The 22,707-nt window shown below is 63.3% G+C and carries 23 protein-coding genes; 6 read left to right on the top strand and 17 right to left on the bottom strand.

All coding sequences use genetic code 11. From position 1 onward, the window contains the following. Positions 1-91 precede the first annotated feature (91 nt). Positions 92-808: a tryptophan-rich sensory protein gene (locus K3762_RS07400; protein ID WP_132443680.1), complete on the top strand. Its 717-nt coding sequence runs from the start codon at positions 92-94 to the stop codon at positions 806-808. Positions 809-814: 6 nt separating this feature from the next. Here the strand turns inward: K3762_RS07400 and der are convergent, their stop codons facing one another. The 3 genes from der to K3762_RS07385 form a co-directional block, all read right to left on the bottom strand. Beyond that, a complete protein-coding gene (gene der, locus K3762_RS07395) occupies positions 815-2,296 on the bottom strand; it encodes a ribosome biogenesis GTPase Der (RefSeq protein WP_132443681.1) in 1,482 nt (493 codons plus the stop codon). Between the two features lie 60 nt (positions 2,297-2,356). Then, positions 2,357-3,739, bottom strand: coding sequence for a PQQ-like beta-propeller repeat protein (locus K3762_RS07390; RefSeq protein WP_132443682.1), 1,383 nt, complete (start codon positions 3,737-3,739; stop codon positions 2,357-2,359). A gap of 67 nt (positions 3,740-3,806) precedes the next feature. After that, positions 3,807-4,511, bottom strand: a complete 705-nt coding sequence (locus K3762_RS07385; protein WP_120350756.1) for a tetratricopeptide repeat protein — start codon at positions 4,509-4,511, stop codon at positions 3,807-3,809. A gap of 148 nt (positions 4,512-4,659) precedes the next feature. On the opposite strand from K3762_RS07385, the gene K3762_RS07380 reads away from it, so the two are divergent. Continuing rightward, positions 4,660-5,109: a DUF302 domain-containing protein gene (locus K3762_RS07380; RefSeq protein WP_132443683.1), complete on the top strand. Its 450-nt coding sequence runs from the start codon at positions 4,660-4,662 to the stop codon at positions 5,107-5,109. A 20-nt stretch (positions 5,110-5,129) separates the two neighbouring features. Here the strand turns inward: K3762_RS07380 and K3762_RS07375 are convergent, their stop codons facing one another. The 3 genes from K3762_RS07375 to K3762_RS07365 form a co-directional block, all read right to left on the bottom strand. Next, positions 5,130-5,945 carry an ion transporter gene (locus K3762_RS07375; protein ID WP_165935532.1) on the bottom strand — a complete coding sequence of 272 codons (816 nt, stop codon included), beginning with the start codon at positions 5,943-5,945 and terminating at the stop codon, positions 5,130-5,132. A gap of 116 nt (positions 5,946-6,061) precedes the next feature. After that, entirely contained in the window at positions 6,062-7,846 is a 1,785-nt protein-coding gene (locus K3762_RS07370; RefSeq protein WP_132443744.1) for an ABC transporter ATP-binding protein/permease, read from the bottom strand. Positions 7,847-8,062: 216 nt separating this feature from the next. Next, the gene (locus K3762_RS07365; protein WP_240791539.1) at positions 8,063-10,315 is read right to left on the bottom strand and encodes a LysM peptidoglycan-binding domain-containing protein; all 2,253 of its coding nucleotides are present in this window, start codon (positions 10,313-10,315) and stop codon (positions 8,063-8,065) included. Positions 10,316-10,419: 104 nt separating this feature from the next. Here K3762_RS07365 and K3762_RS07360 point away from each other — a divergent pair, with 104 nt between their 5' ends. Next, positions 10,420-10,968 carry a TIGR00730 family Rossman fold protein gene (locus K3762_RS07360; protein WP_132443684.1) on the top strand — a complete coding sequence of 183 codons (549 nt, stop codon included), beginning with the start codon at positions 10,420-10,422 and terminating at the stop codon, positions 10,966-10,968. Here K3762_RS07360 and rarD read toward each other — a convergent pair. The 9 genes from rarD to K3762_RS07315 all read right to left on the bottom strand — a co-directional run bounded on the left by rarD (position 10,905) and on the right by K3762_RS07315 (position 19,266). Further along, entirely contained in the window at positions 10,905-11,825 is a 921-nt protein-coding gene (gene rarD, locus K3762_RS07355) for an EamA family transporter RarD (protein ID WP_132443685.1), read from the bottom strand. The two genes, K3762_RS07360 and rarD, sit on opposite strands and share 64 nt — an antisense overlap. A 66-nt stretch (positions 11,826-11,891) precedes the next feature. Further along, positions 11,892-12,347: a host attachment family protein gene (locus tag K3762_RS07350; RefSeq protein WP_120350750.1), complete on the bottom strand. Its 456-nt coding sequence runs from the start codon at positions 12,345-12,347 to the stop codon at positions 11,892-11,894. Then, entirely contained in the window at positions 12,344-12,553 is a 210-nt protein-coding gene (locus tag K3762_RS07345) for a hypothetical protein (protein ID WP_132443686.1), read from the bottom strand. Before K3762_RS07345 ends, K3762_RS07350 begins: the two co-directional genes overlap by 4 nt. A gap of 259 nt (positions 12,554-12,812) precedes the next feature. Next, positions 12,813-13,412 (bottom strand): superoxide dismutase, encoded by a 600-nt coding sequence (locus tag K3762_RS07340; protein WP_132443687.1) that lies wholly within the window; start codon positions 13,410-13,412, stop codon positions 12,813-12,815. Between the two features lie 122 nt (positions 13,413-13,534). After that, positions 13,535-14,113, bottom strand: a complete 579-nt coding sequence (locus tag K3762_RS07335; protein ID WP_132443688.1) for a sarcosine oxidase subunit gamma — start codon at positions 14,111-14,113, stop codon at positions 13,535-13,537. Further along, entirely contained in the window at positions 14,106-17,123 is a 3,018-nt protein-coding gene (locus K3762_RS07330; RefSeq protein ID WP_132443689.1) for a sarcosine oxidase subunit alpha family protein, read from the bottom strand. Before K3762_RS07330 ends, K3762_RS07335 begins: the two co-directional genes overlap by 8 nt. Before the next feature lie 63 nt (positions 17,124-17,186). Next, positions 17,187-17,516, bottom strand: a complete 330-nt coding sequence (locus tag K3762_RS07325; RefSeq protein WP_120350747.1) for a sarcosine oxidase subunit delta — start codon at positions 17,514-17,516, stop codon at positions 17,187-17,189. A gap of 111 nt (positions 17,517-17,627) precedes the next feature. Then, positions 17,628-17,918 carry a hypothetical protein gene (locus tag K3762_RS07320; protein WP_067630669.1) on the bottom strand — a complete coding sequence of 97 codons (291 nt, stop codon included), beginning with the start codon at positions 17,916-17,918 and terminating at the stop codon, positions 17,628-17,630. A 103-nt stretch (positions 17,919-18,021) separates the two neighbouring features. Beyond that, positions 18,022-19,266 (bottom strand): sarcosine oxidase subunit beta family protein, encoded by a 1,245-nt coding sequence (locus tag K3762_RS07315; RefSeq protein ID WP_120350745.1) that lies wholly within the window; start codon positions 19,264-19,266, stop codon positions 18,022-18,024. 196 nt (positions 19,267-19,462) lie between these two features. Here K3762_RS07315 and ccmI point away from each other — a divergent pair, with 196 nt between their 5' ends. From ccmI to K3762_RS07300, 3 genes are read left to right on the top strand one after another with little or no spacing between them, the layout of a single operon-like run. Beyond that, positions 19,463-20,692: a c-type cytochrome biogenesis protein CcmI gene (ccmI, locus tag K3762_RS07310; protein WP_132443690.1), complete on the top strand. Its 1,230-nt coding sequence runs from the start codon at positions 19,463-19,465 to the stop codon at positions 20,690-20,692. After that, positions 20,689-21,162 (top strand): Holliday junction resolvase RuvX, encoded by a 474-nt coding sequence (ruvX, locus tag K3762_RS07305; protein ID WP_132443691.1) that lies wholly within the window; start codon positions 20,689-20,691, stop codon positions 21,160-21,162. Before ccmI ends, ruvX begins: the two co-directional genes overlap by 4 nt. After that, positions 21,155-21,394: a DUF1289 domain-containing protein gene (locus K3762_RS07300; RefSeq protein WP_132443692.1), complete on the top strand. Its 240-nt coding sequence runs from the start codon at positions 21,155-21,157 to the stop codon at positions 21,392-21,394. The genes ruvX and K3762_RS07300 overlap by 8 nt, the downstream gene beginning before the upstream one ends. A 7-nt stretch (positions 21,395-21,401) precedes the next feature. Here K3762_RS07300 and K3762_RS07295 read toward each other — a convergent pair whose 3' ends face one another. Both K3762_RS07295 and K3762_RS07290 read right to left on the bottom strand, forming a co-directional pair. Beyond that, the gene (locus K3762_RS07295) at positions 21,402-21,656 is read right to left on the bottom strand and encodes a hypothetical protein (RefSeq protein ID WP_120350741.1); all 255 of its coding nucleotides are present in this window, start codon (positions 21,654-21,656) and stop codon (positions 21,402-21,404) included. A gap of 151 nt (positions 21,657-21,807) precedes the next feature. After that, positions 21,808-22,629, bottom strand: coding sequence for a sulfite exporter TauE/SafE family protein (locus K3762_RS07290; RefSeq protein WP_132443693.1), 822 nt, complete (start codon positions 22,627-22,629; stop codon positions 21,808-21,810). Positions 22,630-22,707 lie beyond the last annotated feature (78 nt).

The raw sequence follows: 22,707 nt of genomic DNA, 5'->3' as shown, positions 1-22,707 counted from the left end.
CGGACGGGTAGGCGATGGCCCTTGGTTGCCATGGTTCCCGCCCGCTCTAAGATTAGCTGTACCGCAACAGCTAATCCCGCGAGGCCCCCGCTTGCCCAAATCCTCCCGCACCCTGATCGCAGCGCTCGCACTGCTGCTCAGCATCGCCTTCGCGATTTCGCCCTTCTTCGTGCCCAGCTTTTCAGGCTTTGACCCAAACCAATTCCCGATCCCGCAAGACAACCCGCCCGCGCAGCCCGCGGGCTATGCGTTTTCCATCTGGGGCGTGATCTATCTTTGGCTGATCATCGGACTGGCCTATGGGCTTTTGCGCGCGCCGCGGGATGGGCAGTGGCACGACATGCGCGTGCCGCTCTGCCTGTCGCTCGCCGTGGGGACGACATGGCTCGCGGTGGCCACCATGAGCCCGATCTGGGCGGCGGTGCTGATCTGGGTCATGCTGATCACCGCCCTGATCGCCCTGTTCCTCGCCCCGGTCGAAGACCCGCTGTGGGCCGCGGCCCCGGTGGGGCTCTACGCGGGCTGGCTCTCTGCCGCATCCTGTGTGTCACTGGCGCTGCTTGCGGCGGGCTATGGCTATCTGGAAGACCAGACGGCCGCCGTGGTCTTTGTCGGGCTCGCAGGGGCGATTGGGGCCATCGTGCAGACCGCCCTTGGCCGGACCCCCACCTACGGTATCGCGGTGATCTGGGGGCTGGTGGGCGTGATCGTGACCAATTGGGGCGAAACGCCCTTGGTCGCCTATCTGGCCTTTGGGGGCAGCATCCTTGTGGCGCTGCCCATGCTCAGGGCGTTTCGGCGGGGCTGACCACGGTCAATCCCGGCGGCGACCGTCGGTGTGCTTGCGCAGCTTCGACGGCGCGGCCTTTTTGCGGTTTTTATAGGGGTTGGCATCCGACTGGCCGCGCATCCACAGACGGATCGGCGTGCCGGGCATGTCGAAATCCAACCGCAACCCGTTGACCAGATAGCGCGTGTAGCTGTCCGGCACCTTGTCGGGATGGCTGCACATCACAACGAAGCCCGGCGGACGGGTCTTGGCTTGGGTCATGTAACGCAGCTTGATGCGCTTGCCCTGCGGCGCGGGGGGCGGATGCGCCTCCATCATGCCCGAGAGCCAGCGGTTGAGCTGTGCGGTGGTGATCCGGCGGTTCCAGACCTCATAGGCGCGCATGATCGCGGCCTGAAGACGGTCAAGCCCCCTGCCCGTTTTGGCAGACACAGTGATCAGCGGCGCGCCACGCAACTGCGGCAAGAGCCTCTCAAAGCTTTCCTTGAGATCGCGCAGCTTTTCCTGACGGTTCTCTTCGATGTCCCATTTGTTCACGGCCACAACGACCGCGCGGCCCTCACGTTCGGCCAGATCGGCGATGCGCAGGTCTTGCTGCTCAAACGGGATTTCGGCGTCGAGCAGGACGACAACGACCTCGGCAAATTTCACCGCGCGCAGACCATCGCTGACACTGAGCTTTTCAAGCTTCTCCTGTACCTTGGCCTTTTTGCGCATCCCGGCGGTGTCGAAAATCCGCATTGGCACCGGATCACCATCCGGCCCGGCCCATTCGGTCATGAGAGAGATCGCATCGCGGGTGATCCCCGCCTCCGGCCCGGTGAGCAAGCGGTCCTCGCCCAAAATCTGATTAATCAACGTCGACTTGCCCGCATTGGGGCGGCCCACCACGGCAACCTGCAGAGGTTTGGAGCGCGTGGGCATCGGCACGGATTCGGCTTCGAGATCGGCGTCATCCTCAGGCAGGTCCACATCCGTCTCGGGCGCGTCCTGCGTGGCGCGGTCCTCATATTCATCGGCCAGCGGCATCAGCACGGAGTAAAGATCGGTCAGACCTTCGCCATGTTCGGCGGACATGCGAATGGGCTCGCCCAGACCCAGCGAATAGGCCTCGATCATGCCAGCATCGGCGGCTTTGCCCTCGGCCTTGTTACCGGCGAGAATCACATGGGCGGATTTTTTGCGCAGGATCTCGGCAAAGACCATATCCGACGGGGTCACGCCGACACGGGCGTCGATCATGAACAGACAGATATCGGCCATATCCACGGCACGCTCGGTCAGGCGGCGCATCCGGCCTTGGAGGCTGTCGTCGGTGACCTCTTCCAGACCGGCCGTGTCGATCACGGTAAAGCGCAGGTCGGCCAGTTTGGCCGCCCCTTCGCGCAGATCGCGGGTCACGCCGGGCTGGTCGTCGACCAGCGCAAGGCGTTTGCCGACAAGGCGGTTGAACAGCGTGGATTTCCCGACATTGGGACGGCCCACGATGGCAAGGGTAAAGGACATAATTCAGGCTCCGGGCCCCGGTTGGGCCAGTTCAGACACGCGCCTTAGCCTATTTGCGGCCTAACGGAAAGCGTGCAATTGCCCCTTGGTGGAGACGACATAAAGCGTGCCGCCTGCCACGACGGGGGCAGTGGTCGCCCCGCCGGGGATTTGGGTGGTGCCCGTCAGCCCGCCGCCCACGGGGTCAAAGCTGCGCAGCACCCCGTCGTTGGACGCCACGATCACGCGGCCTCCGGCGATGATCGGGCCGTAATGCGCCACGACTTCGGATTGCCTTCTGGGCCGGTCCTTGACGAAATTCGGCAGCGGCGTGCCCCAGATGCGGCGGCCCGTGCTGGCGTCGAGCCGCACAAGTTCATTGAGGTCGGTGACCGCGAAAACAGAATCGCCCGCAGGCCAGACCGGGCCGATCGCCCCGTCGCGCGCGACCCATTTACGGTCCCCGCTGTTAACGTCGAGCGCGGCCAGACGGCCCGAATGGTTGCCCACATAGACAGTCCCGCCCGAGACCACGGGCGCGCTTGTCACGTCGCCAACAAAGCTCAGCGCGCGGCCCTGACGTTTGCCCAGAACAGAGGTCGCCCACCGCTCCAGCCCGCCTTGACGGAACAGCCCCTGAACCTCACCCGAGCCGAAGGCAAAGATCGCAAGATCATTGGTGACGGCGGGCGCCGGTGCGCCCAACACGTTGCTGAGGCTGGTGACAGCACCGGTCTGCCACTGGATGCGGCCTGTGGTTTTGTCGAGCGCGAAGCCGGTATCGTCACCCGCCGTGAGATAGACCAGATCGCCCGAGACGGTCGGCGTGCCGGAGCCCGTGGCGTCGAGGTCTTGCGTCCAACGCACTCCGCCTGTCGTCACGTCGAGCGCGGCCAGAACACCAAAGCCCACAGAGACGTAAAGCGTTTCGCCGTCCACGGCGAGCCCGCCACCGGAGGCTTGGCCTTCGCGGTCGGATGCGGGGGTGAGGTCGCGGGTCCAGAGCGTTTGCCCGGAGGTCGAGGTCGCAGTGACCTGCGCGCCGGCATCGAGCGTAAAGACGCGCCCGCCCGCGACCACCGGATCAGCAGTGATGCGCTGTTTGCGGCTGTCGCCCGCGCCGATCTTGGCGCTCCAGACCGGCTGCAATGTGCTGCGCAACGCGGGGTGGCCCACGCGGGTCGAGGGGGTGCCGACACTGTGGGTCCAGTTGGCGTTGTTTACCGCGCCGCCCAAAGCGATGGCGCGGCTGGTGTTTTCTGGCACCGGGCCGTCAATGGCGTCAAAGGCCGGGTTTTGCACACCGGGGTTTTGCAGCACCGCGCGCACGTCTTCGCGTTTGCCCGGCAGATAGGTCTGCTCATCCGCGCAGGCCGTCAGCAACAGCGCGGCACCGAAGGCCCCCGCCACGCCCAGCCCCCGCAGACCCGCATGGCCGGGTTCGGATTCGCGATGCTTCGTCATGGACCTGCTCACTTTCTGTCTTTCCTCAACCTTCACGCCCCCGCCGTTTTCGGCGGGTGGATATGTGTCAGTCACCCGTTGCTTCGGGGATCTCCAGCTCAGCCGCTGCAGCAGCGTCTTCGACCCCCGGTTCTTCACCCAAGGCCACAATCACCTGAAGGGCGCGTTGTTGCAAGTCCGGGGTGGTTTCCGCATCGGAGAGAATGGATTGGTAGCGCGCCACGGCCTTGTCGGTCTCACCCTCTTGGATGTCGATCAGGGCCAGTTGCTCTTCGGCCAGTAGGCGCAGCGGGGCACCGGGCTGGGCCAGTGCTTCGAGCGCCTGACGCCGCTCTGCCACGGGCACCGATTGGCCCTGAAGGGTCACGGCTTTGAACTGCGCCAGTTGGCGGTAAATCGGCGCAAGATCGCCGTCGAGCGCCACGGCGTCGAGCTGTTCAACGGCGGCGTCAATCTCGCCGGCCTCGGCCAAGGCATCGGCGCGCATGAAATTCAACACGGCGCGGGCACCGGGGCCTTCGGCCTCAATCGGGGCAAGCGCTTCGGCGCGGGCATTGCTGGCATCCGCTTCAAGCGCTTCGAGCATGGCATCGCCCAAGGCTTCGGCCTGCGCGCGTTCTTGCGCTTTGCTATATTCGTTCCACGCGGCACCGCCGACGATGGCAACCACAGCGACCACAGCGATCCAGCCATAGCGGCGCAGCAGGCCATAAAACCGGTCGCGGCGGACCTCTTCGTTCACTTCGTCAATAAAACTGTCGGTATCGCTCATCGCGCCCTGCCCCCGGCCTGATTTTGCCCCTCTTACCGCGCGTGAGCAGCCAAGCCAAGACCCAGCGAACCGCAGCACGGTGTTGAGCGCTTGGCGCGGGCCGAGGTCACGCTAAGTCAGTGGCAGGATGCAGCGAAAGGAGACGATGATGAGAGCGATTGCAATGGCGGCAGGTCTGGTGATGGCGGCGGTGCCCGCCTTGGCCCAAGATTTGGTGGCCAAAGTCTCACCCCATGACGTGGTGACGACGATGGACCGGCTGGAAAGCGCCGTCGAAGAGGCCGGGGCCGAGGTTTTCGCCCGCGTCGATCACGCCGCAGGGGCCGAGAAGGCCGAGATGGAATTGCGCCCAACGCAGCTTTTGATCTTTGGCAACCCCAAGCTCGGCACGCCCGCGATGCAGGACGCCCAGACGGCCGGGCTGGATCTGCCGATGCGGGTGCTGGTCTATGCTGATGGTGAAGGCGCGGTGCACGTCGCCTATGCCGCGCCCGAGACGCTGGTCACGGCGCATGGTCTGCCGGAAGAGGCCGAATATATCACTAAGATGACCGAGGCGCTGGACAACCTCACCGCCAAGGCGATCGGCGAAGAGTAACGCTTCTCCCCGCCCGGACCTTAGCGTTTGGGCGGGGTGTTCTGCGCCTTGATGAGGTTTTCCAGATCGGTCAGCCGCGACATGACCTCATCGCGGTAGGTATTGGTCTGCTCGTTGCTTTCCTCATGATGCGCGTCTTGCATTGAGTTCACGATCAGACCGACCAGCAGGTTCACCACCGCGAAGGTCGTGACCATGATGAAGGGCACAAAGAACATCCACGCATAGGGATAGACCTCCATCACCGGGCGCACGATGCCCATCGACCACGATTCCAGCGTCATGATCTGAAACAGCGAATAGCCCGAGCGCCCCAGCGTGCCGAACCACTGCGGGAAATCCGCGCCAAAGAGTTTGGTGGCCATGACGGAGGCGATGTAAAAGATCACCCCCATCAGCAGGAAAACCGACCCCATGCCCGGCAGCGCGTTGACCAGCCCCTCAACCACGCGGCGCAGCGAGGGGGCGACGGAGACCACGCGCAGCAGGCGCAGGATACGCAGGGCACGCAACACGCTGAGCCCTTGGGTCGCCGGGATCAGCGAAATGGCAACAATCACGAAGTCGAAGATGCTCCAGCCGCGTTTGAAGAAATCCATCCCCCGACCGTAGAGTTTAATCGCGATCTCAATGACAAAGATGCCAAGGCAGACCTTGTCGAGCAGCAGGATCAGCGACCCCACCTCCGCCATCACCTCATCCGAGGTTTCCAGCCCCAAGATCACGGCGTTGAACAGAATCACGCCCAGAATGAAGTTCTGAAACGATGCGCGGTCAGCCAGTCGCGCCGCGCGGGCGCGCAGCGATTGTGGCGAGGGAGGGGAGAGATCGGTCATGGCGGTAGATATCGTGTGCCGCTTGGCACAACGCAAGAGCAGATCAGCAGCGATTGCACCATCGGCGGCAACGCTCCGCCCGTCTGCCAAAACAGAAGGCGGGGCCTGCGCGGCGTTTACTCTTCTTCCGCCTGCTGGCGCTGCCATAGCTGGGCATAACGCCCGCCTTGGGCCAAGAGCACCTCGTGGCTGCCCTGCTCGATGATCTCGCCCTTCTCCAGCACGACGATGCGATCCGCCTCTGCGATGGTCGACAGACGGTGGGCGATGGTCAGCACCGTGCGCCCCTGCCCGGCCCGGCGCAGCGCGTCTTGGATTTCGTGCTCCGTCTCACTGTCGAGCGCGCTTGTCGCCTCGTCCAGCAGCAGGATGGGCGGGTCTTTCAGCAACGTCCGGGCGATGCCCACGCGCTGTTTCTCGCCGCCTGAAAGCTTCAGCCCCCGCTCGCCCACCGTGGTCTTATACCCCTGCGGCAGCGCCATGATGAAATCGTGGATCTGTGCAGCGCGGGCGGCGGCTTCGACCTCTTCCTGCGTCGAACCATCGCGTCCGTAGGCGATGTTATAGCCGATGGTGTCGTTGAACAGCACCGTATCCTGCGGCACCACGCCGATGGCCATATGCAGCGAATGCTGGGTCACATCGCGCACGTCTTGCCCATCGATTTTCAGTGCGCCTCCGGCGACATCGTAGAACCGGAACAACAGCCGCCCGATGGTGGATTTGCCCGACCCGGTCGAGCCGACGATCGCCACCGTCTCTCCCGGTCGCGCCTCAAGCGAGATGCCTTTGAGGATTTCACGGTCGGTGTCATAGGCAAAGCGCACATTCTCCAGCGTCACATGGCCGCCCGTCACCTTGAGGTCCGGCGCATTCGGCTTGTCGTCAATCTCTGCCGGTTGTTCGAGCAGGCCGAACATCTGGCCCATATCCACCAGCGCCTGACGGATCTCGCGGTAAACGGTGCCAAGGAAGTTCAGCGGCACGGTCAATTGGATCATGTAGGAGTTCACCATGACGAAGTCACCGACGCTGAGTTCACCGCTTTGCACGCCCATCGCCGCCATGACCATGACGCCCACAAGCCCCGCGGTGATGATCAGCGCTTGACCAAAGTTCAGGAAAGCGAGCGAATAGTTCGTCTTGATCGCCGCGTTTTCATAATCCGCCATTGCCAAGTCATAACGCGCGGCCTCACGGCCCTCGGCGCCGAAGTATTTCACCGTCTCATAGTTCAGCAGGCTGTCGATCGCACGTTGGTTGGCCTCGGTGTCGCTGTCGTTCATCTGCCGCCGCAGACGCACGCGCCATTCGGTCACGGCAAAGGTAAACCAGACGTAGACCGCGATGGTCACGGTCACGACCGCCAGATACCAAATGTCGAACAAAACGGCGAGGATCACGCCGACGAGGATCAGCTCAAGGATCAGCGGCCCGATGGAGAACAGCAAAAAGCGCAGCAGAAAATCGACGCCTTTGACACCGCGCTCAATGATCCGGCTCAGCCCGCCGGTCTTGCGGGTGATGTGATAGCGCATCGAGAGTTTGTGGATGTGCTGAAAGGTCTCAAGCGCCAACATCCGCAGGGCGCGCTGCCCAACACGGGCAAAGACCGCATCGCGCACCTGTTGAAAGCCCACGCCCATCAGTCGCGCCATGCCGTAGGCCACGGTCAGGCCAATCGCCCCAAGCGCCAGCATCGGCGCGCCCTCGCCCGCCAGCGCATCCACCGCGTCGCGGTAGAAGAACGGCGTGGCGACGATGATCAGTTTCGACACCAAAAGCGCCAACATCGCCAGAACCACCCGGCGCTTTACCCAAGGCATATCCTTGGGCCAAAGGTAGGGCGCCACCTTGCGCAGCACCAAAAAGCCCGATTGACGCTCGGCAGCGTCGATCATCTCGGCCTCTGTGGGGATGCGGTCAGGCTTGGGGGTTTTGCGGTCGCGCCGACGCGCGGCGGGAGATTGGTCTGTATCGGCTGGCATGGGAATTCCTGAAGTGATTACAGGCTACATAGGCCCCATGCGCCGAGGTTGCCAGTGTGAGGCGGCGCACAGCCGGTCTGCGCGCTGCGAATGCCGCCCCGGTTTGGGCCCCTGAGGTCGGGCGTCGGATCACTCAGATGCGGGTTCTTCGGGCAAATCGAAAACCTGTCCGGGGTAGATCAGATCGGGGTCGCGGATGTTGCCGCTATTGGCCTCGAACACCTTCACGTAAAGCAACGGATCACCGTAGCGTTCGCGTGAGATCGCCCAGAGCGTGTCGCCTTTCTGGACCGTCACAGCGCTCAGCGGGCCGCTCAGCCCTTCGGTGGCGGCGGCCAGCACCTCGGGGGATTCGCGTTTGAAGGGTGTCTCCACCCGGCTGGTCACATCGCCTGCGCGAGAAAGCTCATCCACCCGCAGGGTATAGACGCCCTCATCGACATTGGGCAGATCGCCCCGCCAGCGGCCCTCCTGATCGACCGGCAGGCTGATCACCGCGTTGTTGTTGAGATAGACGCGCACTTCGCTGGTGTCCGGCTGCGCACGGCCTGCAAGCTGCACGTCCCCCTGATCGGAATAGCCGATAGTGTCGAGCGCTACATTGGTCATGACTTGCGGTGGCGCGGTGTCGAGCCGCTCCACCCCCTCGGCCGTGGATTTCAGCACCGGGGCTGGCGCAGATGGCTGAGCCGGGGCGGCGGTGGTGTCGGTTTCTTTCGTGGGCGTCGGGTTTGTGGTCTCAGGGCTGGGCGCGTCGCGTTCCGCGAGGCTGGGGGCATCGGTTGTGGGATTTGGCGTCGTGGCCCCCTGCGCAGGGGATGCGGTATCATCGGCAGCGCCAGTGGCGGGATCCGCCGTTCCCGTCTCCGCCAGCGGCGTGGCTTGGGCTAGGGCGTCGGAGGTCGCCTGTTGCCCTTGGTCAGGCGCAGTATTGTCGCCCGCGCCGGTGCCCGTTCCGGCCAACCCCGCGCCAGTGCCCGTTCCGGCCAACGGAGTCGCTTGAGAGGGCGCGGTGCCGGTGGCAAGGTCTTCCCCCGCCTCGGTGGCTTGGTCCTGCTCCGGTGCGGAGCCCGCTCCCTCCGCGGGGCCGGTTTCGGAAAGCGGTGTGGCCTGAGTGGGGTCAGAGACGGTGGCAGTCTCTCCTTCGCCCGCGGCAGCCTCTTGCTCTGGGGCGGAGTTCGCGCCCTCCGCGGTGCCGGTTTCGGAAAGCGGTGTGGCCTGAGTGGGGTCGGAAATGTTGGCGGTCTCACTTTCGCCCACGGCAACCTCTTGCTTTGGGGCGGAGTTCGCGCCCTCCGCGGTGCCGGTATCGGAAAGCGGTGTGGCCTGAGTGGGGTCGGATACGTTTGCAATCTCTCCTTCGCCTGCGGCAGGCTCTTGCTCTGATGCGCTGCCCCCGGGCCTGTCGGTTTCCGTAGGCTCGGATTGGCCTCCGCCCTCAATGGTCTCTTGCTCCGCTGTGGCCGTCTCGCTTGCAGCGGCGGGCGTTGGCGAACCGTCGTCAGATGATGGCTGGCTTTCGGCAGCCTCCTCAGCCTCGGCGGTCGCAGTCCCGGCGAGCGGGGTCGCCTGTGCCGGAGCGGTCGCGGCGGGCTCGATTGCGGCCTCGTCCCGCTCTTCGGCAGGAGCATCGGTCGAAGCCGTCTGATCCGCAGGCGCCTCTCGCGTCATCTCCGCCTCGGCAAGCGAGGTCACGTCAGAGGCTTCAGACTCAACCTGCGCGTCGCCCGGCGATGCGAGGTCAGGCTCGGCACCCTCGTCTGCTGCCGCGTCGCCACCGGGGTCCGCGCCCTCCTCCGCAATCCCAAGCGGGCTTTGCTCGGGCGTGGTGTCCGCCTCTGCCATCTGCAGAGGCGCTGCATTCGGCGTGAGGATGATTTCTTCTTCCGAGGCGAGCTTGGTCTCACCGTCCTGCCCCAAAAGCGTCAGCACATGGCCCTTGCCGTCGGGAGGGATCATCGCGAGGGTCGCGAACTTTCCGGACCCATCGGCGGTGGCGGTGGCGATCTCCTTGCCGTCTTTCAACACTGCCACGCTGCTGCCGGGGGCCGCGCGGCCTGCGATCACGGTCATCCCATCGCTTTCGCGGCGCACTTCGTCAAAGGCTGGGGCCTGCGGCTCTGTCGCTTGCTGTGTGACCTTGGGCTCCGTCGCTGCCGCGTCTTCGGGGCCCACGGAAACGCCCTGCACGGCATTTGGCACAAGCGTGGCGTTCTCTGGGGTGGCATCGCGTTCGGGGAGCACGGCCACCGTGGTTTGCCCTGCCTCCTCCGGCCCGCTGCGCTTGCTGCCGATCCACGCGCCAAGCGCCAGCACCGCCGCCGCAAAGGCGCCCGCCGCCATCGCTCCCATGCCGCCAAACCGGCCAAATCCCTTGAACATCTTCTACTTCCCCTGTGGTTGAGCCTTTTTAGCAAGCAGGCTAACAGGGGTCAAAAGCGCAGACGATCCGCGCCGAATTTTCCTAATCATCAGGACGCTTTACCATGCAACATTCTGTCTGTGTCTATTGCGGCTCCCGCCCCGGCGATGACGATGCCTTCACCCAAGACGCCGAAACGCTGGGCCGTGGTCTGGCCGAAGCCGGGCTGCGGCTGGTCTATGGCGCTGGCGATGTCGGCCTGATGGGCAGCGTCGCCCGTGCCGCCCAAGCGGCTGGCGGAGACACCTTTGGCGTGATCCCCGCGCATCTTGTTGCATGGGAAGTCGGCAAGACCGATCTGACCCGCTACATCGTAACCGAGACGATGCATGAACGCAAAAAAGTGATGTTCATGAACTGTGATGCCGTAGCCGTTTTGCCCGGCGGCGCGGGATCGCTGGATGAGCTTTTCGAGGTGCTGACATGGCGCCAGTTGGGCCTACATGAAAAACCGATTTTCCTTGTGAACACAAACGGATACTGGGATCCGTTCATGTCATTGATGAACCATGTCGTGGCTCATGGTTTTGCCGATGCGACGCTATTGAATTACGTCACCGTAGTGGCGGATGCCGATGCCGCTCTCAGCGCCCTGCGCCGCGCCTTGTCCTGACGGAAGCTGCTGACGGAATAGACCGCCAACGCGCACCAGATCAGAACGAAAGCCTGCACATGCCAGCCAGTGAAAGGCTCGCGAAACAGGACCACGGCGCAGAAAAACTGCAAGGTCGGATTGATGTAGCTCAGCAATCCGGCCGTCGCCATCGACAGCCGCCGCGCGGCGTAGCTAAACAGGATCAGCGGCGTGGCCGTGATCGGTCCGGCCAGTATCAAAAGCGCCGTATCGCGAAACGACGCACCAAAGGCCCCGGCCCCATTGTCACCCGTTTGCCACAGCACGAGCACCGCGAGGGGCGACAAAAGCAGCACCTCCGCCGTGACGGAGACCACCGGCCCCACCGCCAACCGCTTTTTCGCCAACCCATAAAGCCCGAAGGAGGCCGCCAGCGCCAGGGCGAGCCAGGGCGCGGTGCCCAGCCCATAGGTGAGAAATGAGACGGCCACGGTGACCAAACCGACCGAGAAGAGCTGCACAGGGCTCAGCCGCTCGCCAAAGACCAGCCGCCCCAGCAGGACGGAGACCAGCGGGAAGATGTAGTAGCCCAAAGCGGCCTCGGTCGCCTGCCCGCTCTGCACCGCTGAGATGAAAAGATACCAGTTCGTCGCGATCACCAGCGCCGCGAAGGCGAGCAGACCAAAGGCCCGCGGCCCCGCCATCGCGTCGAATACCGCCCGCAGACGCCGCTGTACCGTCAAGACGATGATGAAAAACACCAGCGACCATAGGGTACGATGCGCAAGCACCTCGGCGGCGGGCACATGCGACAACAATTTATAGAAGATCGACGACAGCCCCCAGATGCAGCAGGCCGCGATCATGGCGGCGAAACCCTTGGTGGTGTCGGTCATTGGAAATCCTTGGCGCGGTAGACTGCTTCCTTGTGAAGGCAATCAATTCCCGCGCCAAGGGAAAAGTCAGGCCTGGGCCAGTTCCCCGGCCACGATCTTTTCGATCTCATCAATGGGGTGGTTGGTCAGGGTCTTGGGGATTTCGCCCACGACCTTGTTCCGCACCTCTTTGTGAAGATCATCGCGCAGATCACCCAGCACGGCGGGTGGCGCCACCAGAACGATCCGCTCGAAACGTCCCTTGTGGGCAAGCTTGTAAAGAATGTCCGCCAAGTCTTTGGCAAAGCGCTCTTTTTCCAGCTCGTGCCAATCGGTATCGTCAAAGGCAGAGCGGTGCCCGCTGGGCCCGTCGCTCATACGTCCGGGGCGGTTGGCGGCTTGTTCCCGCGTCGGGGGATTTTCCTGCTCTTCCTTGCGCACGACCTGAAGATAAGGGTCTTCGCCATCCGTGTGGTTTTGCAGGAAAAGGGCCTTTTCGCCGTCCGCGATCAGCACCCATGTGTCTTGGCTGAGTTTGGTCATGAAGGCTCTCCGTGGTTGCGTTTGTCTTCGCCGGTGACACGGGTCACGCCGTCTTCGCCCTTCGCGGCGCGGCGCATGGCATCTTGGGTGCCCACGTCCTTTTGCAGGTCTCCCACGGCGCGGCCACCTTGGTCTGGCGTCTCAGTCTCGGAGAGGAATTTTTCCGTTTCCTTGGTACCGTCGTTGGATCGTTTCCGCTCGGCCATGTTGTCCTCCTTTTTTGACGTGAAGTCTCATGGGAAAAACATCCGCGAAGGGGCTTGGGTTCCAACGAAAAAACCCCGCAGCAGGCTGCGGGGTTCTGTCTGCCACTTGGGGCCAGCCTGAAGGCCGGAGGGTCAAATCACAATCGCGAGGCGACGTTGTCCCAGTTCACCCAGCCTGCGGCGCAGCCGCGGGCGGCGGTGGCTGGGAGAGCAACACCCGCATCAAGCGCAGGCGTCGCTCAAACGCGCCGCAACCTAATCACAGGCGCGAGGCGACGTTGTCCCAGTTCACCAGATTGTCGAGGAAGTTCGAAAGGTAGTCGGGGCGCGCGTTGCGGAAGTCGATGTAGTAGGAGTGTTCCCACACGTCGCAGCCCAGCAGTGTCGTTTGGTCAAAGCAGATCGGGTTCACGCCGTTCTCGGTCTTGGTGACCTTCAGGCTGCCGTCTTTATCCTTAACCAGCCACGCCCAGCCCGAGCCGAACTGGCCCGCGCCTGCGGCTTTGAACTCATCCTTAAACTTGTCGACGGAACCAAAGCTCTCGGTGATCGCTTTTTCCAGCTCGCCGGGAAGCTTGTTGTCTTCGGGGCTCATCATTTCCCAGAACTGGTTGTGGTTCCACAGCTGGCTGATGTTGTTGAAGATGCCGCTTTGCGCCACGGCGTTCGGGTCATAGGTGCCCTTGATGATCTCTTCGAGGGTCTTGCCCTCCCACTCGGTGCCTTCGATCGCCTTGTTGCCGTTGGTCACATAGGCGTTGTGGTGCTTGTCGTGGTGGTATTCCAGCGTTTCCTTGGACATGCCTTTGGATGCAAGCGCGTCGTGGGCATAGGGGAGATCGGGAAGTTCAAAAGCCATTTCTGGGCCTCCTCATTTGGGAATTTCGCTGCGGCCACTTGATGGGGATCAAGCGCCAACGTCAAGGTCAACGTCTGCAAATCACATCCGTTCCAAGCGAAATAGTCAGTTTTTCTCCCGACTTATACCGTTTGGAAATGGCCCACCTCGCTGCCGGGCTGGGCCGCGACACTGAGCAGGTCGAACATATACTGGGCAACCGACCGAAAGCAGATCACCTCAAAGGCACCGTCTTCGCGCAGCCATAAGGCCGCTGGCACCTGCCCCATGCGGGTACGGCGGAACATGCCGGAGGTGAACTGACCGGGGGCGAGGTCGACCGGCGCCAGCTTGGCCAGCACCTCCCGCGCATGGGGGCCTTCGACGCGAAACACCGCCCGCGCGCCAGAGACATCCACCGCTGTGGTATGGGTATCCTCAAAGGCCGCATGCAGCCGCGCCAGCACCTCTGGCACCTGCGGGTGCGGACAGAAAAGCAGCAGTTCGTCGGGCGACATCCAAGCCACGCCGGCTGCGCCTTCGAACTGGCACTGCCCGTGCTCCGGGCGGTCAACGCCGGTGAGTTTTTTGGTCACCTTGCGGACATAGGGGGCATCCAGATCGCCGCGAATGGTGATCATGCCCAAGGGGGCGACTTCGGAAATCGTAGCGATACCAGCGTCGTAGCGGGCGTTCTTCAATGCGGTGACGGGTTCAGACATTCTGTTTCTCCCCTTTGGGATCATAAAACACCGGGTCGACGATCATCGCCTCATAGGTTTTGCCGTCGGTGCCGGGGAAGGTCAGCACTTCGCCCATCCGGTCCGGCCCGTTCAGCACCAGCCCCATGGCGATGCCGCGGTCGAGCGTCGGCGAATGATAGGTCGAGGTCACGCGCCCCTGCATTACCTTTTGCCCGTTCTCATTCTCTCCCTCGCCAAGCGCGTAGGCGCCATCCGGCAGGGTGCTACCATCGGTGGTTTCCAGTCCCACCAACTTCCAGCGTGTCGGGTCCTGCATATGGCGGCGCTGCTGGGCGCGTTTGCCAAGGTAGTCATCTTTCTTTTTCGAAATCGCCCAGTTCAGGCCAAGGTCTTGCGGGATCACCGTGCCATCGGTTTCATCCCCGATCATGATAAAGCCCTTTTCCGCGCGCAGAATATGCAGACATTCCGTGCCATAGGGCATTACGCCCAAATCATGTCCAGCAATCAGCAGTGCGTCCCAGAATGCTTGCCCCTGCCCGGCCTCGACCGCGATCTCATAGCTCAACTCGCCCGAGAAAGAGATACGGAAGACGCGCACCTTGAAACCGCCAAGCTCACCGTCGGTCCATTCCATGAAGCCAAGCGCCTCGCGGCTGAGGTCCATGCCGCCGAGTTTCTCCAGACATTTGCGCGCATTTGGGCCGACCACGGCCACCTGCGCGTAATTTTCGGTGGCGTTGACCACATGCACTTTCCAGTCCCACCATTCGGTTTGAAGCCATTCTTCCATGTGGGCATGGATGCTCTCGGCCCCGCCAGTGGTGGTGTGACAGAGGAAGGTCTGCTCATCCAGCCGCGCGACCACGCCGTCGTCGATCAGAAACCCGTTTTCGTTGCACATCAACCCATAGCGGCATTTGCCGGGCTTCAGCGTCGACATCATATTGGTGTACATCATGTCGAGGAACCGCGCCGCATCCGGGCCGCGCACGATCAGCTTGCCCAGTGTCGAGGCATCCAGCAGGCCGAGGTTTTGCCGCGTATTCGACACCTCGCGCATCACCGCGTCATGGGTGCTTTCGCCGCTTTGCACATAGGCATAGGGCCGCCGCCATTGGCCGACCGGCTCCCACACCGCGCCATTGGCCGCGTGCCAATCATGCAGCGAGGTGCGGCGGATCGGTTGGAAGGTATCGCCCCGCGCCGACCCCGCAATCGCCCCCATTGAGATCGGGTGATAAGGCGGGCGGAAGGTGGTGGTGCCGACGCTGGGGATCTCTGCGTCCAGCGCCCCCGCGAGCGCGGCCAGCCCGTTGATATTGCTGAGCTTCCCCTGATCCGTGGCCATGCCGAGCGTGGTATAGCGTTTGGCATGTTCAACCGAGACGAAGCCCTCTTGCGCGGCCAGACGCACATCTGAGACTTTGACGTCGTTCTGGTAATCGAGAAAGGTCTTCTCGCGCAGTTTGACGCTGGCGCCCTGCGGCATTTGCCAGACCGGCATCATCGGCGCTTCCTCGCGGCGCACGGCCTCGGGCGAGGTGAAATCGCGCGGCATCTTGAACCCGAGCGAGGTGGCCACCCCATCGGCGGCGGCATGGGCGTCGTGCAACACGTCGTCGAGCGCGAAGACCCCCGCCGCAGCCCCCGCGGGCGTGACGAAACCGTGGCCATCCGCCCCGGTGGGCGGATGATCCTGATCGGGGCGGAAGCAGGCATGGGTCGTGTCCCACGTCAGCTTGCCGCCGCAATGGGACCACAGGTGCACCACGGGCGACCAGCCGCCCGACATGGCGACCGCATCGCAGGCGATCTCTTCCAGCACCGCGCCTTCGCCCGCCTGCGAACAGACCGCCACGCCGGTCACGCGCTTGCCCCCCTGAACCGAGGAAACCGCATGGCCCATGACCACCCGAATGCCGAGCGCCTTGGCCTTTGCGACCAATTCGCTGTCTTGTGGCAATACCCGGGCATCTAGCACGGCAGGCACATCCAGCCCCGCCTGTTTCAGCGCAATGGCGGTAAGATAGGCGTTGTCGTTATTGGTGACCAGAACAGTGCGGTCCCCCGGCGAGACCCCGTAATTCGCCACATAGTCGCGCATGGCCGAGGCCAGCATCACGCCGGGCACGTCATTGCCCGCAAAGCTCAAAGGCCGCTCAATCGCGCCTGTCGCGGTGATCACATGCCCGGCCCGAACGCGCCACAGCCGGTGGCGTGGTCCGGCATCCTCCGGCACATGATCCCGCAGCCGTTCATAGCCCAGCACATAGCCGTGATCGTAGACACCCGCGCCCATGGTCCGGTCGCGCAGGTCGACATTCTCCATGCCGCGCAGACGGTCGAGCGTTTGGGCAATCCAATCCTCAACCAGTGCGCCATCCACCGTGCCCCCATCGACCGGCGCACGCCCGCCCCAATGGCCGGATTGCTCCATCACGATGACCCGCGCGCCGCTCAGCCCCGCCGCCAGCGCCGCTTGCAGCCCCGCGACCCCGCCGCCGATGACCAGCACGTCGCAGAAGGCGTGGAAGTGTTCATAGGTATCCGCATCCGCCGCCTTTGGCGCTTTGCCCAGGCCTGCGGAATGGCGGATGATCGGCTCGTAGAGATGCTTCCACAGTGGGCGCGGATGCATGAACATCTTGTAGTAGAACCCCGCGGGCAGAAAGCGGCTGAGGTGTTTGTTAAGGGCGCCGACATCGAACTCAAGGCTCGGCCAATGGTTCTGGCTCGCCGCTTCCAACCCTTCATGCAGTTCGGTCGTCGTAACACGGGCATTGGGCTCGAACTGCCCCTCTTGGCCCAGCCCCACCAAACCGTTGGGTTCTTCGGGGCCGGAGGTCACGATGCCGCGCGGGCGGTGGTACTTGAACGAGCGCCCGACCAACACCTGATCGTTGGCCAGCAGAGCCGAGGCCAGTGTGTCGCCCTCATAGCCGCGCATTTGCTTGCCGTTGAAGGTGAAACTCAGCGGTTTGCTTTTGTTCAGCAGGCGGCCGCCTGTGGCCAGTCTTGTGCTCATCTTGGAAAACCTTGCGGGCTGAAGAAAGAGGGATGCCGATGTGGGGATCGGAACCGAACGGGGCTAGTTGGCGCTGCGCCACTGCCAGTCGGGATGGCGTTTGCGGATCGCATCACGGATGTGATCGGGCGGGGCGAGGGTCTGGGCCGCATAGCTGCCAAAGACCTCAAGCGTAGCGGTATCACGGGCCATGTGAAACCACTTGCCACAGCCATAGACATGGCGCCACCGCTCCAGATGCACTCCCTTCGGGTTCTCGCGCATGAACAGATAGCTCTCGAAATCGTCGTCCGCGCCGCCGGGGCCGACACGTTTCAGATGCGCTTCACCGCCGCCGTGAAACTCTGTCTCCTCGGCGGTGACATGACAGCAAGGACAGGTGAGGATCAGCATGGGCAGGCTCCTTGTCGTATGGAGAACGGCAAAACGCCGCCCCGGCGCAAAAGCGCGGAACGGCGTCGGTCGTGAGAGGGCAGCGCCACGCGGGACGCTGCCAAAGTCGGTTTACTCAGTCGGTGTGGCTGTCTCTTCGACGGCGTCCGCTGTGCTTTCGGCTGCGCCTTCGATGGCTTCGCCTGTGCTTTCGGTTGCGCCTTCGACGTTGACGTTAACGTCATTCGCACCGTCGATGTCGCCACCTGCAAAGAGGAAGTAGGCCAGCAGAGCCACGACAACGACAACCGCGCCAACGATAAAGGCAAGGCCGCTGCTGCCGCCACGGTCAGTCGTGGTTGTGGTCGTGGTGGTGTTGGTGTGATCAACGTGGTCTGTGCGGTTGTTTTCCGGGGTTGCCATTGTTCAGCTCCGTTATATTCAATGTCTGAACAGGCAACTCCAGCGCGGGCGAAATCGTTCCGCGCAATACAACGCTTCAGCGATTTGTGGCCGATCCGCAACATCAATGGGCCACCCCGGCGGCCACGGATTCGTCGATAAAGCGGCCTTCGGCGAACCGCTCTAGCCCAAAGGCGTCGGTCAGCGGCGAATGCCCCTTGGCCATCAACTCGGCAAAACCCCAGCCCGACCCGGGGATCGCCTTGAACCCGCCCGTGCCCCAGCCGCCGTTGATAAAGACCCCCTCCACCGGGGTCTTGCTGAGGATCGGAGAGCGGTCGCCGGTCACATCCACGATCCCGCCCCACTGCCGCAACATCTTAAGCCGTGAGATCATCGGGAAGGTCTCAACCAGCGCGCGCACCGTCTCTTCGATATGATGGAAGCTGCCGCGTTGGGTGTAGTTGTTGTAGCCATCCGTGCCGCCACCGATGACCATCTCGCCCTTGTCGGACTGGCTCATGTAGCCGTGCACCGTATTGGCCATCACGACCACATCCATACAGGGTTTGATCGGCTCGCTGACCAGCGCTTGCAGGGCGACGCTTTCCATCGGCAGACGGAAGCCCGCCATATTCGCCAACTGCCCGGAATGCCCGGCCACCACCATGCCCAGCTTATCGCACTCAATATCGCCGCGCGTGGTGCTGACACCGGTGACCTTGCCGCCCGTCTGGCGCACGCCGGTGACCTCACATTTCTGGATGATGTCCATGCCCATATCCGAGCAGGCCCGCGCATAGCCCCAAGCCACCGCATCATGCCGCGCCGTGCCGCCGCGGGCTTGCCACAATCCGCCGAGCACCGGATAGCGCGGCCCGTCGATGTTGATGATCGGCACCAGTTGTTTAACCCGGTCCGGCCCGATGAATTCGGTGCTGACGCCCTGAAGCGCGTTGGCATGCGCCGTGCGCTGATAGCCGCGCACCTCATGTTCGGTCTGCGCCAGCATGATCACCCCGCGGGGGCTGAACATGACGTTGTAGTTCAAATCCTGGCTCATCGTCTCGTAAAGGCTGCGCGCCTTTTCATAGATCGCGGCAGAGGGATCTTGCAGATAGTTCGAGCGGATGATCGTCGTATTGCGCCCGGTGTTACCACCGCCGAGCCATCCCTTTTCAAGCACCGCTACATTGGTGATGCCGAAATTCTTGCCCAGATAATAGGCCGTGGCCAGCCCATGCCCGCCTGCGCCGACGATGATCACATCATAGCGTTTCTTGGGCTGCGCATCGCGCCAGGCGCGGGTCCAGCCCGTATGATGGCGCATGGCCTCTCGGGCCACTGCGAAAACGGAGTATTTCTTCATCACGTCACTTCCCGGCAAGGATTCGGGCCGCGCGGGCGGCTGAGGTCTTTTCTGAGCCTAGGAGCAGATATTCGAAATGACCACCACGGCATTTGGATGCGGTTTTGCGACATGTGGCGCGATTGGTGAAAAATGCCGCAGGGGGCGCGGCATTTGCGGTCTTTTGTCGGCGCCGGGCAAAGGTTAGGTAGAGGGCATGATATTTTGGTTTCTCTCTGGCGCGATGGCGCTTGTCGTGGGCGGTTTTCTAGCGCGGGCCGCGTGGCGCGGCGCGGATACGCCCCTGCCCGCGCAGGCGGATTATGACCTCAAGGTCTACCGCGACCAATTGGACGAGGTCGAGCGTGACCTCGCCCGCGGTGTGGTGTCTGAGGCCGATGCCGTCCGGATCCGCACCGAGATTTCGCGCCGCATCCTTGCCGCCGATGCCGCGCAGGATGGGGGCAAGCAAAACACCTCGCGGCCCGCGCCCGTTGTGCTGATCGCAGGGGTCGTGGTCTTGGGTGCCGGATCACTGGCGCTCTACTGGCATCTGGGGCAGCCCGGCTATGGCGATCTGGCCTTGGCCGACCGCATCGCCTTTGCCGAAGACATGCGCCGCAACCGCCCCAGCCAGCAAAGCGCGGTGGAAAGCCTGCCTGCCAGCCCCAGTACCGAGGGGCTGAGCGCGGATTACCTCGCGCTGATGCAGCAGCTTCGCGCCACGGTCAAAGAACGGCCCGAGGATTTGCAGGGCCAGACCCTGTTGGCGCAGAACGAGGCCCGTGTCGGTAATTTCGCCGCCGCAGCCGAGGCGCAGGGCAATGTGCTGCGTCTCAAGGGCGCGGACCGGACCGCGAAGGACATCGCGGATTACGCCGAACTTTTGGTGCTCGCCGCGGGGGGCTATGTCTCTCCCGAGGCGGAAACCGCCCTGCGGGAAGTGCTCAACCGCGATGAGCAGGATGGCCGCGCACGCTATTACCTTGGCCTGATGATGGTGCAGACTGGGCGGCCGGATGTCGGTTTCCGCATTTGGGACGCGCTGTTGCGGCGCGGGCCTGCGGATGCGGCATGGATCGAGCCGATCCGCGCGCAGATTTCGCAGGTCGCCAGCCTTGCCGGGGTGAATTACGAAATGCCTCAGATCGGCACCGGCGCCCCTGCGCGGGGGCCATCCGCCGAAGACATTGAAGCCGCCTCGGAGATGAGCGCGGACGACCGGATGGAAATGATCGGCGGCATGGTGGCTGGCCTGTCGGATCGTCTGGCCAGCGAAGGAGGCCCCCCGCAGGACTGGGCGCGGCTGATCACATCGCTCGGCGTTTTGGGGGACACCGATCAGGCCCGCGCGGTCTATGACAACGCGCTTGAGGTCTTTTCAGGCGATAATGCGGCGCTGGACATGATCCGCAGCGCCGGAGAACGTGCAGGAGTGGCAGGATGATTTACGACGACACGGCAGATTTCATCGCCGCCCTGCCCCCGATGCAGGCGTTGATCGGGCTTGACCTGGGCGAAAAGACCATCGGCGTCGCGGTGAGCGACAGCTTCCAATCCGTCGCCACCCCGCTGGAAACCGTGCGGCGCAAGAAATTCGGCGTGGATGCCGCCCGTCTGGCCGAGATCATCGCCGAGCGCCGTATCGGTGGGCTGGTTTTGGGATTGCCGCGCAATATGGACGGCTCAGAAGGGCCGCGCTGCCAATCGACCCGCGCTTTCGCCCGCAACTTCGACCGGCTCACGCCGCTGCCCATCACCTATTGGGACGAGCGGCTGTCGACCGTGGCCGCCGAACGCGCATTGCTAGAGGCCGACACCACCCGCAAACGCCGCGCCGAGGTGATCGACCATGTGGCCGCGGGCTACATCCTTCAGGGGCTTTTGGACCGTTTGCAGGTGATGCGCCGTGAATAAGAAAGTCTGGCAACGCGATGAGATCGAAAGCCCCTGCATCAACATCTGCGTGGTGCATCCCGAAAGCCGGCTCTGCACGGGCTGTTTGCGTTCGATTGATGAGATTGGCCGCTGGTCGGCGATGAGCGCGGAGGAGCGCCGCGCCATCATGGCGGAATTGCCCCAACGTGAAAGCGCCCACGCAAAACGGCGCGGGGGCCGCGCGGCGAAACTGGCACGACGGCGCGACTAGAGCGGCCTTAGGCGCCGCGACGCTGGACGATCTCGTTCAGGAAAATAAGAGCCGCTTCGCCGTTCGTGGCATCGTGGAGGCCCATCGGGGTCGCGTTGTAATTGGCCGCGGGCACCGAGGCACGGGCAAATGTCAGGCTGGTTTCGCGGGTGAACATCCCGTCAAAGCGAAATGCCCGACGGCCACGGCGCGCAGGTTTCCAATAGGCGAGGTCACTGCCCTGCCCTTTGAGGATGATCGCTTTGGTCCCGCTTCGGCGCATCTCGTCACGTCCCTTGGTTCGGATGATTCTGCGTTTGTTAAGGCAGTAAGCCAGTTGTTTGTGTCGAGATTGCGGCAATTTGATGAACATTGTCCGAAATTGGGCAGAAACCGTCACATTCCGGCAGGTTTAAGGTCAAAAACGGGTCAACTCAGCCCCAAAGTGCTTTTCTCAACATATTTAGCGCCACCAGCACCAGAAACACGGCAAAGACCCGTCTGAGCGGCTTGGGGTCCATCGCATGGGCCAACCGCACGCCCCAAGGCGCGGTGATGAGCGTCATTGTCACGACGATCCCGAAGGCACCTAGATTAACCGCGCCGATGGTCAAGGGCGGGCGGCTTTGCGCGATATCAACGAAGAGAAAGGCAATCACCGAGGGCACGGCGATCAAAAGCCCAAAGCCCGCCGCCGTGGCCACGGCCCGGTGAATGGGCCGACCATGGAGCGTCATCAGCGGCACGCCAAAGCTGCCGCCTCCGATCCCCATCAGCACCGACAGAAACCCGACCATCGGCGACAGGGTCGCACGTTTGATGCCACGCGGCATGGTCTCTCCCAAGCGCCAATCGCTGCGCCCGAACCCTAGGTAGAGCCCGACAATCAGCGCCAGTCCGCCAAAGATCGCCTGAAGCGTCTGGGTGCGTAATTGCGCCACCAGCAGCACGCCCAAGATGGCCCCCACCATGATCCCCGGCGCCCAAGTGCGCAGGATTTCCCAATCGACCGCGCCCTTTTTATTATGCGCATGGACCGAGCGCGCAGAGGTGACGATGATCGTCGCCAGTGATGTCGCAAGGCAAATCTGCATCAGCTGTGGCCCGTCATAGCCGAGCGATTGCAGCGCATAGAAAAACGCGGGGACCAAGACGATCCCCCCACCGACGCCCAGCAGCCCTGCCAAAACCCCGGCAAAGCCTCCGATCAGGGCGATAAGCATCAGCATCGGCAAAAGATCGTTCAACTCTGGCATGTGGCCCCTCCCGGCTGTCGATGCGCCTATCAAGCCCTTTCGCGCCGGGGGTTCAAGCGATAACGCCGGGGTTGCACT

This window comes from Sulfitobacter sp. W074 (assembly GCF_025142275.1).
Lineage (GTDB): Bacteria > Pseudomonadota > Alphaproteobacteria > Rhodobacterales > Rhodobacteraceae > Sulfitobacter > Sulfitobacter profundi.
Note: the sequence above shows the minus strand (reverse complement) of the source record. Positions and strands in the feature narration are given on the sequence as shown.

Coding starts and splice junctions, on each gene's coding strand:
- der (WP_132443681.1), bottom strand. CDS start 2,296: ATGTCCTTTACCCTTGCCATCGTGGGCCGTCCCAATGTCGGGAAATCC.
- K3762_RS07390 (WP_132443682.1), bottom strand. CDS start 3,739: ATGACGAAGCATCGCGAATCCGAACCCGGCCATGCGGGTCTGCGGGGG.
- K3762_RS07385 (WP_120350756.1), bottom strand. CDS start 4,511: ATGAGCGATACCGACAGTTTTATTGACGAAGTGAACGAAGAGGTCCGC.
- K3762_RS07380 (WP_132443683.1), top strand. CDS start 4,660: ATGAGAGCGATTGCAATGGCGGCAGGTCTGGTGATGGCGGCGGTGCCC.
- K3762_RS07375 (WP_165935532.1), bottom strand. CDS start 5,945: ATGACCGATCTCTCCCCTCCCTCGCCACAATCGCTGCGCGCCCGCGCG.
- K3762_RS07370 (WP_132443744.1), bottom strand. CDS start 7,846: ATGATCGACGCTGCCGAGCGTCAATCGGGCTTTTTGGTGCTGCGCAAG.
- K3762_RS07365 (WP_240791539.1), bottom strand. CDS start 10,315: ATGTTCAAGGGATTTGGCCGGTTTGGCGGCATGGGAGCGATGGCGGCG.
- K3762_RS07360 (WP_132443684.1), top strand. CDS start 10,420: ATGCAACATTCTGTCTGTGTCTATTGCGGCTCCCGCCCCGGCGATGAC.
- rarD (WP_132443685.1), bottom strand. CDS start 11,825: ATGACCGACACCACCAAGGGTTTCGCCGCCATGATCGCGGCCTGCTGC.
- K3762_RS07350 (WP_120350750.1), bottom strand. CDS start 12,347: ATGACCAAACTCAGCCAAGACACATGGGTGCTGATCGCGGACGGCGAA.
- K3762_RS07345 (WP_132443686.1), bottom strand. CDS start 12,553: ATGGCCGAGCGGAAACGATCCAACGACGGTACCAAGGAAACGGAAAAA.
- K3762_RS07340 (WP_132443687.1), bottom strand. CDS start 13,412: ATGGCTTTTGAACTTCCCGATCTCCCCTATGCCCACGACGCGCTTGCA.
- K3762_RS07335 (WP_132443688.1), bottom strand. CDS start 14,113: ATGTCTGAACCCGTCACCGCATTGAAGAACGCCCGCTACGACGCTGGT.
- K3762_RS07330 (WP_132443689.1), bottom strand. CDS start 17,123: ATGAGCACAAGACTGGCCACAGGCGGCCGCCTGCTGAACAAAAGCAAA.
- K3762_RS07325 (WP_120350747.1), bottom strand. CDS start 17,516: ATGCTGATCCTCACCTGTCCTTGCTGTCATGTCACCGCCGAGGAGACA.
- K3762_RS07320 (WP_067630669.1), bottom strand. CDS start 17,918: ATGGCAACCCCGGAAAACAACCGCACAGACCACGTTGATCACACCAAC.
- K3762_RS07315 (WP_120350745.1), bottom strand. CDS start 19,266: ATGAAGAAATACTCCGTTTTCGCAGTGGCCCGAGAGGCCATGCGCCAT.
- ccmI (WP_132443690.1), top strand. CDS start 19,463: ATGATATTTTGGTTTCTCTCTGGCGCGATGGCGCTTGTCGTGGGCGGT.
- ruvX (WP_132443691.1), top strand. CDS start 20,689: ATGATTTACGACGACACGGCAGATTTCATCGCCGCCCTGCCCCCGATG.
- K3762_RS07295 (WP_120350741.1), bottom strand. CDS start 21,656: ATGCGCCGAAGCGGGACCAAAGCGATCATCCTCAAAGGGCAGGGCAGT.
- K3762_RS07290 (WP_132443693.1), bottom strand. CDS start 22,629: ATGCCAGAGTTGAACGATCTTTTGCCGATGCTGATGCTTATCGCCCTG.